We start from the raw sequence: 15,642 nt of genomic DNA on the forward strand, positions 1-15,642 counted from the left end.
CCCGCCGCCCCGCCCCCCCCCCCCCCCCCCCCGGCCCCAGCGCCGCGAACGCCCCCGCCCAGCGGCCCACCGCACGGGGCATGCTGCCCCGGCCCGCTCCGCGGCGCCCCCAGCCCCGGGCACCGCACGGCGCACGCGCCTCGGCCGCAGGCCCCCCGACACCGCCAACCGCCCCCCGGACGAGGGCTGTCCCAACCTCGCGGCATCGCCTGGCTGCGCCCAGCACCGCCAACCACCCGCCACCAGGCGCACGTGTCTCGGCCGCGGGCCGGCACGAGCCTGTGGGCGCAAGCAGTCCGCGCTAGCAACGCGCTGGCCGCTCCCGGCGGGCGCTGCCCCTGCCGCAAGCCAGGCGCGGCCCCACAGCGCCGCCTCTTCGCGCCCCAACACCGGGCACCGCCCGCCGCACGCGCCCCGGCCCCAGGCAAACCGCACCACCAACCACCCGCCGCACCACGCGACAGCTGCAGACCGACACGGCCCCACCGCGCCACCCCACCACCGGGCACCGCCCGCCGCGCGGCGGGGTCAGGCGGGGTGGAGGGTGAGGTCGGGTGGGGGGAGTTCGTCGATGTCGAGGAGGCTGTAGCCGTAGGCGTTGGCGCGGGCCTCGTAGCGCTCGCAGAGGCGGCGGAAGCGGCGCCGGTTCACCGGGTCGGTCGCCTGGGCCAGCCGCAGCCAGCGCGATCGGTAGGCGTTGCTGCGGTCCCGCACCGAGTCGGCGGGGATGTCGCCCGGCAGGTCGAGGAAGTCACGCACGCCGTCCAGGGTCTCCCGCGGGCTGGTCACCAGCCGCTCGTAGCTGAGCACGTGCAGCCGCGTCACGTGGCGGGCGTCGGCACGCAGCGTGTCGTGCGCGCGGAACCAGTTCTCGAACAGCGTGGAAAGTCGGGTACGCGGCGCCCACTTCTTGGTGGAAAGTGTGACGATCACGGGGTGGCGCATGATGACCAGGAAACGGGCCTCGGGGAACAGCCGTTGCAGGAACCGCGTCATGACGAGGTTGGCCGGGGACTTCTCCACCAGGAACGGGCGTTCCAGGTCCCAGTATTTCCCCCATTCCGCGAACAGCCGGTCGCCGTTGCCCGGTTCGGCCAGCGGGGAATTCTCGGTCATGTGCGCCGCGGGCGAGAGGGCGAACCGGCCCGGTCCGGAACGTGTACGCCGCGCGGCCGTCGGATAGACCGTCTGGAGATATTGGCCCTCGTCCTCCATCACCCCGGTGTCGTGAAAGCCGCTCACCTGGGGATGGGCGGCCAGCGCCCGGGTCAATGGGGTCGTGCCGCTGCGGTGTAGACCGCCGACAAACACGATCCGCTGGTCGGCTCTGGGCATCGGCCTGGCCACTGAAGCTGTCACGGAACAGTTCCTTCCCGCGCATTACCGAATCATCCGCCGAACCTGTGGCCGTAATCATATGAGTTATTGGCGGGTTGGCGCGGCCCCCGCGTCGTCGTCCGCCGCGTCGGCCGCCGGGGCGACGAGCTTGCCGCCCTCCGCGGCGACGCGCTCCAGATGCCGGCGGGCGGCGACGCGGGCCGCGTCCGCGTCCCGGTCGGCGACGGCTGCCACGATGGCGCCGTGTTCGTCGAGGGTCCGCGGGAGGCTGGCGAGGTAGGCGAGCGAGTCCCGGTAGGACGCGCGCAGACAGGCGTTGACCGGGTCGACGAACCAGGAGAAGAAGGGGTTGCCGCTGGCCCGGGTGACGACCTCGTGGAACTCGATGTCCGCCTCCAGGCAGGTGGCGAAGTCGCCCGCGGCCCGCTCGGCGCGCGCCACCGAGGCGCGCAGGTCCCGCAGGTCGACCTCGGTGCGGCGCTCGGCCGCCAGCGCCGCCACCTCGACCTCGATGATCAGCCGGGTCTCCATGAGCTGCGGGAAGGTGGCCGCGTGCATGCCGAGCATCAGCGTGTAGTGCCGGGCGACGGCCGAGCCGTCCGGCTGGGCGACCACCATGCCCCGGCCGGGACGGATGTCCACCAGGCCGCGCTGGTCCAGGATCCGCCCGGCCTCCCTGATGACCGTCCGGCTCACCCCGTAGCGCTCGACCAGCTGCGGTTCGGTCGGCAGCCGGTCGCCGGGACGCCGGCCCTGGGTGAGCAGGTCGTGCTGGATCTGCTCGGCCACCAGCTCCGAGAGCCGCGGTGGCCGGGCGGGCACCCCGCCTCGCGCCCGGGTGCCACCGCGCCGGAAACCCTCGGGGTCTTGCGATGCGTCCATGGGCGTCCTATCGTCCGATCATCATACGAAGAAGCACCATCGTACGGAAGGGCCCGCTGAGTCGCATGGCCGCTGTCAGCCAGATCTCCTCGTCCCCCGCCGACGTCCTGCCCAGGGACACCGACGCGCTTCTGGTCGGGCGCCTCCTCGACCCCGAGGCGGGCGGCCCGAGCCTGGTCCTCGTGCGCGGCGACGCGCTGGTCGACGTCACCGACCTCGGCCCCACCATGGCGGACCTGCTGGAGCGCCCGGACGCGGTGACGCTGCTCCGGGACGCCGCGGAACGCCGCAGCTGGCCGCTGGCCGAGGTGCTGGAGGCCACCGCCGCGCACCGCGTCGAGCAGCCCAGGCTGCTGGCCCCGGTGGACCTCCAGGTGATCAAGGCCGCCGGCGTCACGTTCGCCAACAGCATGCTGGAGCGGGTCATCGAGGAGCGCGCCGGCGGAGTCGCCGAGGACGCGGAGGAGATCAGGCGCCGGGTCACGTCCCGCGTCGGGGAGCGCCTGGAGTCGGTGCGGGCCGGCAGCCCGGAGGCCATCGAGCTGCTGCTGTGGCTGCGCGAGCAGGGCATGTGGTCGCAGTACCTGGAGGTCGGGCTCGGCCCGGACGCCGAGATCTTCACCAAGGGTCCGGTGCTCTCCGCGGTCGGCTACGGCGCGCCGGTCGGCGTGGCCGCCGTCTCCGAGTGGAACAACCCCGAGCCCGAGCTGGTGCTCGCCGTCACCTCCGACGCGCGGATCGTCGGCGCCACCCTCGGCAACGACGTCAACCTCCGCGACGTCGAGGGCCGCAGCGCGCTGCTGCTGCCGCAGGCGAAGGACAACAACGCCGCCACCGCGCTCGGCCCGTTCCTCCGGCTGTTCGACGAGGGCTTCGGCATCGACGACGTGCGCGACGCCCGGATCACGCTGACGGTGCTCGGCCGGGACGGTTTCGAGCTGCGCGACGCGTCGGACATGGGCCAGATCAGCCGCCCGTTGGAGTCCCTGGTGGCTCAGGCGGTGAACCGGCGCCACCCCTATCCCGACGGCGTGGTGCTGTTCACCGGCACGCTCTTCGCGCCGACCGCCGACCGCGGCGAGCCGGGCAGCGGCTTCACCCACCACGAGGGCGATCTGGTGGAGATCGCCACCCCGCGGCTGGGGGCGCTGCGCAACGTCGTCACCACCAGCGAGCAGGCCCCCGAGTGGGACACCGGCATACGCGCGCTGTACGCCAGTCTCATGCGACGCGGGCTGCTCCGGGCGGCCACATGACCGGCGCCCGCCCCGCTCGGCCCGCCCGACCCGAAGGCGAACGTCCCACCGGCCGGCGCCTGGTGGTGACCGACATGACCTTCCCCGACGACGCGGCGGAGCGGCGGGCGGCCGCCGCCGCGGGCGCCCACTACCGGCTGTGTCGCTGCACCGACGAGGCCGAGACGGCCCGCGCGGTGCGCGGGGCCGACGTCGTGCTGGTCAACTTCGCGCCGGTCACGGAGGCCGTGCTGGCCGCGATGGCCCCAGGCGCCACCGTCGTGCGCTACGGCATCGGGGTGGACAACGTCGACCTCGACGCCGCCGCGCGGCGCGGCGTCCGGGTGGCCAACGTGCCCGACTACGGTTCGGACACCGTCGCCGACCACGCCGCCGCGCTCTTGCTGTCCCTGCTGCGCCGGCTGCCCGAGTACCACGGGGTCATCGCCGGCGGCGGCTGGGGAGCGCCGTCCGACCTGGCCCCGGTGCGCGCGCTGTCCGCGACCACCGTCGGGCTGGTCGGCACCGGCCGCATCGGGCGCGCGCTCGCCGCCCGGCTGATCCCGTTCGGCGTCACCGTGCTGGGCCACGATCCGTACGCGGACCCGGCCGAGCTGGCCGCGGCCGGCATCCGGGTCCGCCCGCTGGACGAGGTGCTGCGGCGCTCCCACGCGATATCGCTGCACGCGCCCGCCACACCGGAGACCCATCACCTGATCGACCGGGACGCCCTGGCCCGGCTGCCGTGGGGCGCCGTGCTGGTGAACACGGCGCGCGGCTCCCTGGTGGAGACCGCGGCGGTGGTCGAGGCGCTGCGCGAGGGACGGCTCGCCGGCGCGGGTCTCGACGTGGTGGAGGAGGAGCCGCTGCCCGCCGACAGCGAGCTGCGCACCCTGCCGAACGTCCAGCTCACCCCGCACGCGGCGTTCTACTCGGAGCAGTCGGTCCGGCGCCTCCAGGAACTGGCCGCCGACGAGGCGCGCCGGGCGCTGCTCGGCGAGCCGCTGCGCTCCCCGGTCGCGCTGCCGGAGCCGGGCCCGGGGGACCGACCACCGGCCGGGACCCGGACCCGGCCACCGACCCGGCCACCGGCCTAGCCACCACCGACCGGCCACCGATCCGCCCATCGACCCGGTCACCCTGCGACGTGGCGACGTGGACGACGACGCACGGAAGCGGAGCATCGACCGCATGGCACATCCCCTCCCCCTCAGCTGCCGCACCTTCGTCGGCGGCGACTGGCACGACACCGCCGGCGAACCGGTCCCGCGGCACAACCCCGCGACCGGAGAGCTGGTCGCCCTCGCCCCCCGGAACACCGCCGAGGACGTGGACCGCGCCGTGCGCGCCGCCGTCGACGCGTTCCCCGCCTGGAGCCGGGCGCTGCCCGCCGAACGCTCCCGGCTGCTGCACCGGCTGGCCGACGCCTGCGCCGAGCGGGTGCCCGACCTGGCCGCCGCGATCACCCGGGAACAGGGCAAGCCCCTGGACGAGGCCACGGGCGAGGTGCGGAAGTTCGTCACCGCGCTGCACTACTACGCCGAGGAGGCGGTGCGGGTCTTCGGCCGCACCGTGCCCAACGACGCGCACGGCTTCACCAGCATCGTCGAGCAGGAGCCCGTCGGCCCGGTGGCCGGCATCGTCCCGTGGAACTACCCGATCGAGCTGATCGGCTGGAAGCTGGCCGGCGCCACCGCGGCCGGCTGCACCATCGTCATCAAGCCCTCCGAATACACCCCCGGCTGCGCCCAGGTGCTCTCCGAATGCGTGGCCGCCGTGCTGCCGCCCGGCGTGGTGAACCTCGTCTACGGCGACGGCGAGACCGGCCGGGCGCTGGCCGCCCACCCGGCGGTCGCCAAGGTCGCGTTCACCGGCTCGATGCGCACCGGGCAGGCGCTGCTGCGCACCGTCACCGGCGTCACCGGGCTGTCCCTGGAGCTCGGCGGCAGCTGCCCGATGGTCGTCACGGACCGGGCCGACCTCGACGCGGCGGTGGCCGGCGCGACCCGGCGCTCGTTCCGCAACGCCGGCCAGATCTGCATCGCCATCAACCGGATCTACGCCCAGCGCGGGGTGTACCGGGAGTTCGTCGAGCGGCTCGGCGCCGCGGCCGACGCGCTGCGGGTCGCCGACGGCATGGCGGTGCCGGACGCCGACGTCGGCGCGCTCACCATGGACGAGACCCACCGGCGCACCCTCGACCACATCGCGGACGCCCGGGACCGCGGCGCGTCCGTGGTGGCCGGCGGCGGCCCGGTCGCCGACCTGGCGCCCGGCCTCTTCCTGCGCCCCACGGTGGTCGCCGACGCACCGGACGAGGCCCTGGTGATGCACGAGGAGACCTTCGGCCCGCTGGTCGGCGTCGCCCCCTTCACCGACCTCGACGAGGCCGTGACCCGCGCCAACGGCGCGCCCGGCGGCCTCGCCGCCTACGCGTACACGGACGACACCCGGGAGACCTTCACGCTGGCCCGCGGCCTCGACTTCGGCAACGTCGCCGTCAACAACGTCGACGCCGGAATCATGAACGCCCCCTACGGCGGGCGCCGGGAGAGCGGCTTCGGCTCCGAGCACGGCCACGAGGGCCTGACCTCGTTCCTCCAGCTGAAGCACATCAGGCTCCGGCACGGAGCGACCTGACCCGGGCGGGCGGCCGGGGCGGGACCAGCGGGGGGCACGAGCACGACGCGACGACGGAGACGCGGAAGGAGACGAGCCATGCTGATCGGCATCGACCTGGGGACCTCGGCCTGCAAGGTCATCGCGGTGGACGCCGCGGGCGACGTGGTGGCCCGCGAGTTGCGCGGGTACCCGATGACCAACCTGCGGCAGGGCTGGGCGGAACAGGATCCCGACGACTGGTGGGCCGCCACCGACGAGGCGGTCCGCGCGCTCACGGCCGGCCTGCCCCGCGGCGGCCGGGAGGTCACCGGCATCGGGCTGTGCGGCCAGATGCACGGCCTGACCGCCCTGGACGCCGCCGGCAACCCGCTGCGCCGGGCGATCCTGTGGAACGACCAGCGGTCCGCCCCGCAGTGCGACTGGATCACCGAACGGGCGGGCGGCCTCGACGGCCTGCTGCGGATGACGCAGAACCGGATGCTGCCCGGTTTCACCGGCGGCAAGATCGTCTGGCTGCGGGAGAACGAGCCCGAGGTGTACCAGCGGACCGCGCGGATCCTGAACCCGAAGGACTACCTGCGGCTGCTGATGACCGGCGAGTACCTGACCGACGTCTCGGACGCCTCGGGCACCGGCCTGTTCCACGTCGCGGCCCGCGAGTGGTCGGTGGAGCTGCTGGCGCTGCTCGGCATCGACCGGACGCTGCTGCCCGACGTGGTGGAGTCCGGCGAGCCCACCGGCGCGCTGCGCCCCGAACTCGCCGAGCGCTGGCGGCTGCCGGCCGACGTCCAGGTCTACGGGGGCGGCGGCGACGCTGTGCTGCAGACCACGGCGATGGGGCTGGTCGACCCCGGGCCCGTCGGCTTCACCATCGGCACCGCCGGCATCGTCGCCGGCGGCACCTCCCAATGCCCGGACAACCCCGACGGGCGGGTCCAGGTGTCCTGCGGCAACGCCCCGGGCCGCTGGCACATCATGGGCGTCTCGCTCGCCGCCGGCGGCGCGCTCCAGTGGTTCCGGGACGCCCTCGGCCCGGCCGACCCGGACGAGCCGATCCGCTACCAGCGGCTCATCGAACTCGCGAGGGACGTCGAACCCGGCGCCCAGGGGCTGCGCTTCCTGCCGTACCTGCTGGGCGAGCGCTCCCCGCACCTGGCGCCGGACGCCACCGCCGCCTGGCTCGGGCTCACCCCGCTGCACCATCTGGGGCATCTGACGAGAAGCGTGATGGAGGGCGTGCTGCTGAACCTGCGGGAGATCCTGGAGGTCTGCCGGCAGGCCGGCGTGCCCTGCGACCGGGTGGTCGCCTCGGGCGGCGCCGCCAACGAGCCGCTCTGGCTGCAGATGCTCGCCGACGTGCTCGGCCGGGAGACCGTCACCGTCACCGGCGCGGCGGAGGGCGGCGCGTACGGCGCGGCGCTGGTCGCCGGCGTCGGCTCCGGGCAGTGGCGGGACCTGGAGGAGTCGCTGGCCGCCGTGCGGGTGGAGCACACCTTCACCCCGGACGCCGGCGCGGCCGACGCGTACGACACGATCTTCTCCGAGCACCGCGCCCTCTACCCGAGGCTGCGGCAGGCCGACCTGACCGCCCCCACGCCCACACCCCCCACCGAGACCAACCAGGAGTGAGTCATGCCGCCCACCCAGCCGTCCACGGAGCCGAGCACGGAGCAGGACCGGGCCAAATGGGCCGCCGGCACCGCCGCGATCGACGCCTACGTCCGCGACGGCATGCGGCTCGGCCTGGGCTCGGGCACCACCTCGCACTGGTTCGTGCGGGCGCTCGGCGAGGCCGTGGCCGGTGGCCTGGACGTGGTCGGCGTGCCGACCTCGACCGGCACCCGGGACCTCGCCCTCGAGGTGGGCGTGCCGCTGACCACGCTGGCCGACGTGGAGCGGCTCGACCTGACCGTGGACGGGGCCGACGAGATCGACCGCGAGGGCGCCATGATCAAGGGCGGCGGCGCCTGCCTGCTGTGGGAACGGATCGTCGCCGACGCCTCCGACCGGATGGTGGCCGTGGTCGACGACGGCAAGGTGGTGGACGTGCTGGGCGCGTTCCCGCTGCCCGTCGAGGTGGTGCCCTACGCCTGGGAGTCCACGCGCCGCTCGATCGCCCGGCTGCTGCGGCGGCTCGGCTACGACGAGCCCGAACTGGTGCTGCGCGAGCGGGACGGCGAGCCGGTGCGCACCGACAGCGGCAACGTGCTGATCGACGCCCGGCTGGGCGCCATCCACGACCCGTTGGCGTTGGACGGACAGCTCAACTGGATCCCCGGCGTGGTCGAGAACGGCCTGTTCACCGGGATCGCCGACGAGATGGTGATCGGCCGCGCCGACGGCGGGCACGAGATCCGCGACGTCTCCGCCGCCCCCACCGCCCGCCCGGCCACCACCCGGCGCGGCGGCGCCTGAGCCCGCCCGGCGGGGCGCGTCGCACGCTCCGTTAGGCTGCCCCGATGTCCAGATCGAGGCCCGCCATGAGGTCCGGAGCACCGGGGCCCAGCCTGCGGGAGCTCGCGGTCCAGGCGCTCTCGTCCGTGGAGCGCGGCTACGACCTGCTCGCGCCCAAGTTCGACCACACGCCGTTCCGCACCCCGGACCGGGTGCTCGACGCCACGGCCGAGGCGCTGCGCGACCTCGGCCCGTTCGACGCGGGGCTCGACCTGTGCACCGGCACCGGGGCCGGCGTCGAGGTGCTCCGGCGGGTCTGCGCCCGGCGGGTGGTCGGCGTCGACGTCAGCGCGGGCATGCTCGCGGTGGCGCGCGGCGCGCTCCCCGCCGGGCCGGACGCGGCGCCCGGGGCCGACCGGGCGCCCGAGGTGCGGTGGGTGCGGGCCGACGCCCGGGCGCTGCCGTTCGCCGCGGCCTTCGACCTGGTCGTCAGCTTCGGCGCGTTCGGCCACTTCCTGCCGGCCGAGCGGCCCGCGCTGTTCGCCCAGGCCCATGCCGCGCTGCGGCCGGGCGGCCGCTTCGCCTTCCCCGTCGCCGCGCCGCCGCCGGTCGGCTCCCGGCTGTACTGGGCGCTGTGGGGCTTCGACGCCGCGATGCGGGTGCGCAACGCGGTGTGGCGCCCCCCGTTCGTCATGTACTACCGCACCTTCCCGCTCTCCGGAGTCCGCGCGGACCTGATCCGGGCCGGCTTCTCGGTCCGGACGCTGCCGCTCGCCGAGTTCGGCCGACGGCCCGACGGGGCGCCGCGGGCCCGCCTGGTGGTGGCGCGCCGGGACTGAGCGGGGACCTCGTTTTCGACGCCTCCCTCCTTCGGATGAACCGACCGCGTCCGGCCTTGGGCCGGCACCGAACGCGCCGATGGATTCACCGGAGCGCGCGTGTGCCCCACGTCCTGAGGTCCCGGAGGGAGATCGGTGGTAGCCGGTACGTCTCACCCGTTCGAACTTCCCGACGCGGACCGTCCGCCTCCCCCCGCGTCCGGGGACGCGGCGGGCCCGGCCGTGTACCCCGGCGTGCCGGCCGCGCCGCCGCGCACGCTGCTCGACGTGCTGCGCGCCACCGTCTCCGGCGTCCCCGACGCCCTCGCCCTGGACGACGGCCGGGTCGTCCTCAGCTACCGGGAGCTCGACCGCGAGGTGACGCGGCTGGCCGGTGCGCTGCGCGCCGCGGGCGTCGGTGTCGGCGACCGGGTCGGGGTGCGCCTGCCGTCGGGGACCGCGGGACTGTACCTGGGGATCCTCGCCGTGCTGGCCGTGGGCGCCGCCTACGTGCCGGCGGACGCCGACGATCCGGACGAGCGCGCCGCGTTGGTGTTCGACGACGCGGGCGTCTGCGCGGTGCTCGGCACCGGCGCGGACCCGGAGGACCGGCGGATCCGGCCGGTCGCCGGGGTGCCGCCGGCCGGGCGCCCGGGCGCGCCGGGGCCGGACGACGACGCCTGGGTCATCTTCACCTCGGGATCCACCGGGCGCCCCAAGGGGGTCGCCGTCACCCACCGCGCCGCGGCGGCCTTCGTGGACGCGGAGGCCCGGCTGTTCGTCCCCGACGCCCCGATCGGCCCGGGGGACCGGGTGCTGGCCGGCCTCTCGGTGGCGTTCGACGCGTCCTGCGAGGAGATGTGGCTGGCCTGGCGGCACGGCGCCTGCCTGGTGCCGGCGCCGCGGGCCCTGGTGCGGGGCGGCGCGGAGCTCGGCCCGTGGCTGCGCGACCAGCGGATCACGGTGGTCTCGACGGTGCCGACGCTGGCCGCCTGCTGGTCGCCCGACCTGCTGGCCGGGGTCCGGCTGCTGGTCGTCGGCGGCGAGGCGTGCCCGCCCGAGGTGGTGCGGCGCTTCGCCCGCGACGGCCGGGAGGTGTGGAACACCTACGGGCCCACCGAGACGACGGTGGTGGCCTGCGCGTCGCGGCTGCGGGCCGGCGAGCCGGTGCGGATCGGGCTGCCGCTGGCCGGCTGGCGGCTGGCCGTGGTGGACGGCGACGGCTGCCCGGTGCGGTTCGGCGAGGTCGGCGAGCTGGTGGTCGGCGGGGTGGGCCTCGGCCGCTACCTCGACCCGACCAGGGACGCGGAACGGTACGCGGCGCTGCCCGCCGTCGGCTGGGCGCGCGCCTACCGGACCGGCGACCTGGTGCGCGCGGATCCGGAGGGTCTGACGTTCCTGGGGCGCGGCGACGACCAGGTGAAGATCGGCGGCCGGCGGGTGGAGCTCGGCGAGATCGAGGCCGCGCTGCTGGCGCTGCCCGGGGTCGCCGCGGCCGTGGCGGCGGTGCGCCGGACGCCGGCCGGCGGCGAGGTGCTGGCCGGCTACCTGGTGCCGGTGGACGGCGATCCGGCGCGCTTCGACCGGGGCGCCGCGCTGCGGCGGCTGCGGGACCGGCTGCCCGCCGCGCTGGTGCCCCGGCTCGTGGTGCTCCCCGACCTCCCCGCCGCCCCGTCGGGCAAGGTCGATCGCCGCGCCCTGCCCTGGCCGCCGCGCGGGCACCCCGCGGGCCCGCGGCTCCCCGGTGCGGAGCGGCCCGACCAGGACCGCGGCGACGAGACGGTCCGCTGGCTGCGCGGCCTCTGGGCGGACCTGTTGGGCTATGGGGGCACCTCCCAGGCCGGCAGGGCCTGGGGGAGGGTGGGCCCCGGCGACGACTTCTTCGACCTGGGCGGCACCAGCATCGCCGCCGCCCGCCTGGTGTCCGCGGTGCGCGCGCGCCATCCGGAGGCGTCGGTCGCGGACCTCTACCGCCACCCCACGCCGGCGGCGCTGGCCGAGCGGCTGCGGGCGATGGCCACCGCCGGCACCGCCCGCCCGGCGGCCGGCGGCGGCCGGCCGCGGTGGACCGGCTGGGTGCAGACCGCCGCCCAGCCGCTGCTGCACGGCGTCGCGGGGCTGCGCTGGCTGCTCGCGCTCGCCCTGGCCGGGCACGCCCTGGCCGCGTTCGGGGTCGGGTTCCCCGACGGGAGCCGGCCCTGGTTGCCGACCCCGTCCCTGTGGGTGCTGCTGCCCGCCGCGCTGGCGCTCTTCACGTTGCCGGGTCGGGTGCTGCTGGCCGCCGGCGGCGCCCGGCTGCTGCGCGGCCCGCTGACCCCCGGCGAGCACCGGCACGGCGGCGTCGCGCATCTGCGGCTGTGGGCGGCCGAGCGCCTGGTCGCCGCGCTCGACGTCGCGGCCGTCACCGGGACGCCGCTGGCCGCCTGGTACGCCCGGCTGCTGGGCTGCCGGGTCGGCCGCGGCGTCGACCTGCGGGCGTTGCCGCCGGTCACCGGCCTCGCCGCGTTCGGCGACGGCTGCGCCGTGGAGCCGGAGGCGGACCTGGCCGGATGGTGGCTCGACGGCGACACGCTGCACCTCGGCCCGGTGCACGTTGGCGCGGGCTCCCGGATCGGGGCGCGCGGCGTGCTGCTGCCCGGCGCGGACGTCGGGGACGGCGCGGAGCTGCTGCCCGGCGCCTGCGTGGCCGGCGCGGTGCCGGCGGGCGAGTGCTGGGGCGGCTCCCCCGCCGCCCGGCAGCCCGCGCCGGCGCGCTGGCCGGGCACGCCGGCGCCCAGGTCCCGCCGCTGGGACCTGGTCTACCTGTGCACCCCGGCCGCCGGCGCGCTGCTGCCCTGGGTCACCGTGCTGCCGGCCGCGCTGCTGCTGCTCGCGGTGCCGTTCGAGGGCGGCTCCCCCACCCTGTCCGCGATGGCGACGCGCATCGTCGCGCTGGTGCTGCTCGGCACGGCCGGGCACGCGCTGCTCGTCGCCGGCCTGGTCCGGCTGGTCGGGCGGGCGCTGCGGCCCGGCACGCATCCCGCGCACAGCCTGCCCGGCTGGTCCGCGTGGGTGGTCCAGGACCTGCTGCACACCAGCCACCGGACGCTCTTCCCGCTGTACGCGAGCATCTTCACGCCGGTGTGGCTGCGCTGGCTCGGCGCCCGGGTGGGCCGCGCGGCCGAGGTCTCCACGGTGCTGGCGCTGCCGGGACTGTTGGAGGTCGCCGACTCCGCCTTCCTCGCCGACCATGTGCTGGCCGCGCCGTACGAACTACGCGGCGGCTGGCTGCGGATCGGCCCGTCCCGGGTCGGCGTCACGGCGTTCGTGGGCAACTCGGGGATCGTCGGCCCCGACCGCGCGGTGGGCGACCGGGCGCTGATCGGCGTGCTCACCGACGCCCCGCCGGTGGTGCCCGAGGGCTCCTCCTGGCTGGGCAATCCGCCGGTGCGGCTGCGCCGGGTGGCGGAACGGCACGACCAGGCCCGCACCTTCCGTCCGTCCCGGCGGCTGCGGGCCGCCCGCGGCGCGGTGGAGCTGTGCCGCGCCGTGCCGGTGCTGCTCAGCGGGCTGCTGCGGTGGGGCGTGGTGTTCGCGCTGGCCGTGCTGTGGCACACCTTCGGCGGCTGGATCGCCCTGCTGCTGTGCGGTCCGGTGCTGTGCCTGGCCGGCCTGGTCGCCGCCGGGCTCGCCACCGCCGCGAAATGGCTGCTGGTGGGCCGGTTCACGACGGGACGGCATCCGCTGTGGTGCGCGTTCGTGTGGCGCAACGAGCTCTACGACACGTTCGTCGAGGTGCTGGCCGCGCCGTGGCTGCTCGGGACGGCGACCGGCACGCCGGTGCTCACCTGGTGGCTGCGCAGCCTCGGCGCCCGGGTCGGTCCCGGCGTGTGGTGCGAGACGTACTGGCTGCCGGAGCCGGACCTGATCAGCGTGGCCGAGGGCTCCTGCGTGAACCGCGGCTGCGTGTTGCAGACGCATCTCTTCCACGACCGGGTGATGCGCCTGGGCCCGGTGAGCCTCGGTCCTGGCGCGGTGCTCGGCCCGCACAGCATCGCCCTGCCGGGCAGCCGGATCGGGGCGGGCAGCAGCGTCGGGGCCGGCTCACTGGTGATGGCCGCCGAGACGGTCCCGGACCACGGCCGGTGGCAGGGCGCCCCGTTGCGCCGGATGCCGCCGCCCGCGGGCCGCGGCCGGGGGCCGGCCGGGTCGCGAACGACCCGTGACCCGGCCCCCGAGGCGCCGGACGTGACCGGTCAGGGCCGCTGGGCCGGCACGCTCTGAGCGGTCAGCTGCGGGTCGGTGACGGCCACCTCGGCGGTGATCTCGTCGATCCGCCGCATCAGCTCCGGGTCCAGCCGCACGCCCGCGGCCTTGACGTTCTCCTCGACCTGTTCGGGACGGGAGGCGCCGATGATGGCCGCGGACACGTTGGGGTTCTGCAGCACCCAGGCGATCGCCAGCTGCGCCAGGCTCAGCCCGGCCTCGTCGGCCAGCGGACGGAGCTTCTGCACCGCGTCCAGCACCTCGTCCCGCATGAAGCGGCTGATCATGTTCGCGCCGCCCTTCTCGTCCGTGGCGCGCGAGCCGGCCGGCGGCTGCTCCCCCGGCCGGTACTTGCCCGTGAGCACGCCCTGGGCGATCGGGGACCAGACGATCTGGCCGAGGCCCAGCTCCTCGCAGGTAGGGACGACCTCGCCCTCGATGATCCGCCACAGGATGGAGTACTGCGGCTGGCTGGACACCAGCGGGACGCGCAGCTCGCGGGCCAGCGAGTGCGCGCGCCGGATCTGGTCGGCGGTCCACTCGGAGACGCCGATGTAGTGCGCCTTGCCGGAGTGCACGATGTCGGCGAACGCCTCCATCGTCTCCTCCAGCGGGGTGAACCGGTCGAAGCGGTGCGCCTGGTAGAGGTCCACGTAGTCGGTCTGCAGCCGGCGCAGCGAGCCGTCGATGGACTCCATGACGTGCTTGCGGGACAGCCCGCGGTCGTTGCGTCCCTCCCCGGTCGGCCAGAAGACCTTGGTGAAGATCTCCAGGCCCTCCCGGCGCTGCCCCTTGAGGGCGCGGCCGAGAACGGACTCGGCGCGGGTTCCGGCGTAGACGTCGGCGGTGTCGAAGGTGGTGATCCCCTGGTCGAGTGCCGCGCGCACGCACGCGAGCGCCGCTTCCTCCTCGACCTGGGATCCGTGGGTGAGCCAGTTGCCGTAGGCGATCTCGCTGATCAGCAGGCCGCTGCGGCCCAGGTGACGGTGCTCCATAGAGATCAGAGCCTAGCTCCTCCGCTTCCGCCGGCCGCTTCCGGTGACCGCTTCCGGCGGATTCCCAGCGGTCCTCGACCGGCGGCTGGCACGCTCCGGGAGCCGGTCGACGATCCCCAGGAGGGCCCGTGAGCACGCATCCGACGACAGCCCTTCCGCCCCGCCTGACCGAGGTCGCGGAGAACGTCTTCGCGCACGTCCAGCCGCCGGGTGGCTGGTGCCTGAGCAACGCCGGGATCGTCGTGGACGACGGGGCCCGCGGGAACGGCGGGAACGGCGGGGACACCGTCCTGGTGGACACCGCGGCCACCGAGGGGCGGGCCCGGCGGCTGCGCGAGGCGGTGCTCCGGGTGGCCGGCGGGCCACCGCGGACGGTGGTCAACACCCACTTCCACGGCGACCACACCTTCGGCAACTTCGTCTTCCCCGAGGCGGTGGTCGTCGGGCACGAGAACACCAGGACCCTGGTGGCCGCCACCGGGCTGCACCTGACGACGCTGTGGCCCGAGGTGGAGTGGGGCGAGCTGTGCCTGCGCCCGCCCACCGTCACCTACGCCGACCGGCTGACGCTGCACGCCGGCTCGCTCCGCGTCGAGCTGCTGCACGTCGGCCCGGCGCACGGCACGGACGACACGGTGGTGTGGTTGCCGGAGCGCTCCGTGCTGTTCACCGGCGACCTGACCATGGCCGGAGTGACGCCGTTCGTGCCGATGGGCTCGGTGTCCGGATCGCTGGCCGCGGTGGCCCGGCTGCGGAAGCTGGGCGCGCGGACGGTGGTGCCGGGCCACGGCCCGGTGGCGGGCCCGGAACTGCTCGACGCCACCGAGGCGTACCTGCGCTGGCTGCGGGAGTTGGCGGCCCAGGGCCTGGCGGCCGGCCTGACCCCGCTGGAGCTGGCGGCCGAGGCGGACCTCGGCGAGTACGCCGAACTGCTGGACGCGGAGCGGCTGGTGCCCAACCTGCACCGCGCCTACGCCGAGGAGCGGGGCCTGGCCGCCGGCGAACCGCTGGACATGCGGCTGATGTTCGGGGAGATGGTCACCCACCACGGCGGCCTGCCGGCCTGTCACGCCTGAGCCCGTTGTCCGCCGCTCGGCCACCAGTCTCCTTCGA

At 75.7% G+C, this 15,642-nt stretch carries 11 protein-coding genes; 8 read left to right on the forward strand and 3 right to left on the reverse strand.

Annotated elements, in window-relative coordinates; translation table 11 throughout:
• Positions 1-528 precede the first annotated feature (528 nt).
• Both ABGB06_RS37980 and ABGB06_RS37985 read right to left on the reverse strand, forming a co-directional pair.
• Entirely contained in the window at positions 529-1,359 is an 831-nt protein-coding gene (locus ABGB06_RS37980) for a sulfotransferase (RefSeq protein WP_347599754.1), read from the reverse strand.
• Positions 1,360-1,422: 63 nt separating this feature from the next.
• Positions 1,423-2,220 (reverse strand): FadR/GntR family transcriptional regulator, encoded by a 798-nt coding sequence (locus ABGB06_RS37985; RefSeq protein ID WP_347599757.1) that lies wholly within the window; start codon positions 2,218-2,220, stop codon positions 1,423-1,425.
• 65 nt (positions 2,221-2,285) lie between these two features.
• Between ABGB06_RS37985 and ABGB06_RS37990 the strand changes: the two genes are divergently transcribed.
• The 7 genes from ABGB06_RS37990 (at position 2,286) to ABGB06_RS38020 (ending at position 13,552) form a co-directional block, all read left to right on the forward strand.
• Positions 2,286-3,476, forward strand: a complete 1,191-nt coding sequence (locus tag ABGB06_RS37990; RefSeq protein ID WP_347599760.1) for a fumarylacetoacetate hydrolase family protein — start codon at positions 2,286-2,288, stop codon at positions 3,474-3,476.
• 74 nt (positions 3,477-3,550) lie between these two features.
• Positions 3,551-4,552, forward strand: coding sequence for a C-terminal binding protein (locus ABGB06_RS37995; protein ID WP_347599763.1), 1,002 nt, complete (start codon positions 3,551-3,553; stop codon positions 4,550-4,552).
• Between the two features lie 94 nt (positions 4,553-4,646).
• Positions 4,647-6,095: an aldehyde dehydrogenase family protein gene (locus ABGB06_RS38000; protein ID WP_347599766.1), complete on the forward strand. Its 1,449-nt coding sequence runs from the start codon at positions 4,647-4,649 to the stop codon at positions 6,093-6,095.
• Between the two features lie 78 nt (positions 6,096-6,173).
• Positions 6,174-7,706: a xylulokinase gene (gene xylB, locus ABGB06_RS38005; RefSeq protein ID WP_347599769.1), complete on the forward strand. Its 1,533-nt coding sequence runs from the start codon at positions 6,174-6,176 to the stop codon at positions 7,704-7,706.
• 3 nt (positions 7,707-7,709) lie between these two features.
• Positions 7,710-8,492, forward strand: a complete 783-nt coding sequence (gene rpiA, locus ABGB06_RS38010; protein WP_347599771.1) for a ribose-5-phosphate isomerase RpiA — start codon at positions 7,710-7,712, stop codon at positions 8,490-8,492.
• Between the two features lie 44 nt (positions 8,493-8,536).
• Positions 8,537-9,310 carry a class I SAM-dependent methyltransferase gene (locus ABGB06_RS38015; protein ID WP_347599774.1) on the forward strand — a complete coding sequence of 258 codons (774 nt, stop codon included), beginning with the start codon at positions 8,537-8,539 and terminating at the stop codon, positions 9,308-9,310.
• A 135-nt stretch (positions 9,311-9,445) separates the two neighbouring features.
• Entirely contained in the window at positions 9,446-13,552 is a 4,107-nt protein-coding gene (locus tag ABGB06_RS38020; protein ID WP_347599777.1) for a Pls/PosA family non-ribosomal peptide synthetase, read from the forward strand.
• On the opposite strand, the gene ABGB06_RS38025 is transcribed toward ABGB06_RS38020, so the two are convergent.
• Positions 13,525-14,529, reverse strand: a complete 1,005-nt coding sequence (locus tag ABGB06_RS38025) for an aldo/keto reductase family protein (RefSeq protein WP_347599780.1) — start codon at positions 14,527-14,529, stop codon at positions 13,525-13,527. The genes ABGB06_RS38020 and ABGB06_RS38025 overlap by 28 nt on opposite strands.
• A 128-nt stretch (positions 14,530-14,657) precedes the next feature.
• Between ABGB06_RS38025 and ABGB06_RS38030 the strand changes: the two genes are divergently transcribed.
• Entirely contained in the window at positions 14,658-15,605 is a 948-nt protein-coding gene (locus ABGB06_RS38030; RefSeq protein WP_347599783.1) for an MBL fold metallo-hydrolase, read from the forward strand.
• Positions 15,606-15,642 lie beyond the last annotated feature (37 nt).

The organism is Streptomyces sp. B6B3 (assembly GCF_039871525.1).
Taxonomy (GTDB): domain Bacteria; phylum Actinomycetota; class Actinomycetes; order Streptomycetales; family Streptomycetaceae; genus Streptomyces.

Coding starts and splice junctions, on each gene's coding strand:
- ABGB06_RS37985 (WP_347599757.1), bottom strand. CDS start 2,220: ATGGACGCATCGCAAGACCCCGAGGGTTTCCGGCGCGGTGGCACCCGG.
- ABGB06_RS37990 (WP_347599760.1), top strand. CDS start 2,286: ATGGCCGCTGTCAGCCAGATCTCCTCGTCCCCCGCCGACGTCCTGCCC.
- ABGB06_RS37995 (WP_347599763.1), top strand. CDS start 3,551: ATGACCTTCCCCGACGACGCGGCGGAGCGGCGGGCGGCCGCCGCCGCG.
- ABGB06_RS38000 (WP_347599766.1), top strand. CDS start 4,647: ATGGCACATCCCCTCCCCCTCAGCTGCCGCACCTTCGTCGGCGGCGAC.
- xylB (WP_347599769.1), top strand. CDS start 6,174: ATGCTGATCGGCATCGACCTGGGGACCTCGGCCTGCAAGGTCATCGCG.
- rpiA (WP_347599771.1), top strand. CDS start 7,710: ATGCCGCCCACCCAGCCGTCCACGGAGCCGAGCACGGAGCAGGACCGG.
- ABGB06_RS38015 (WP_347599774.1), top strand. CDS start 8,537: ATGTCCAGATCGAGGCCCGCCATGAGGTCCGGAGCACCGGGGCCCAGC.
- ABGB06_RS38025 (WP_347599780.1), bottom strand. CDS start 14,529: ATGGAGCACCGTCACCTGGGCCGCAGCGGCCTGCTGATCAGCGAGATC.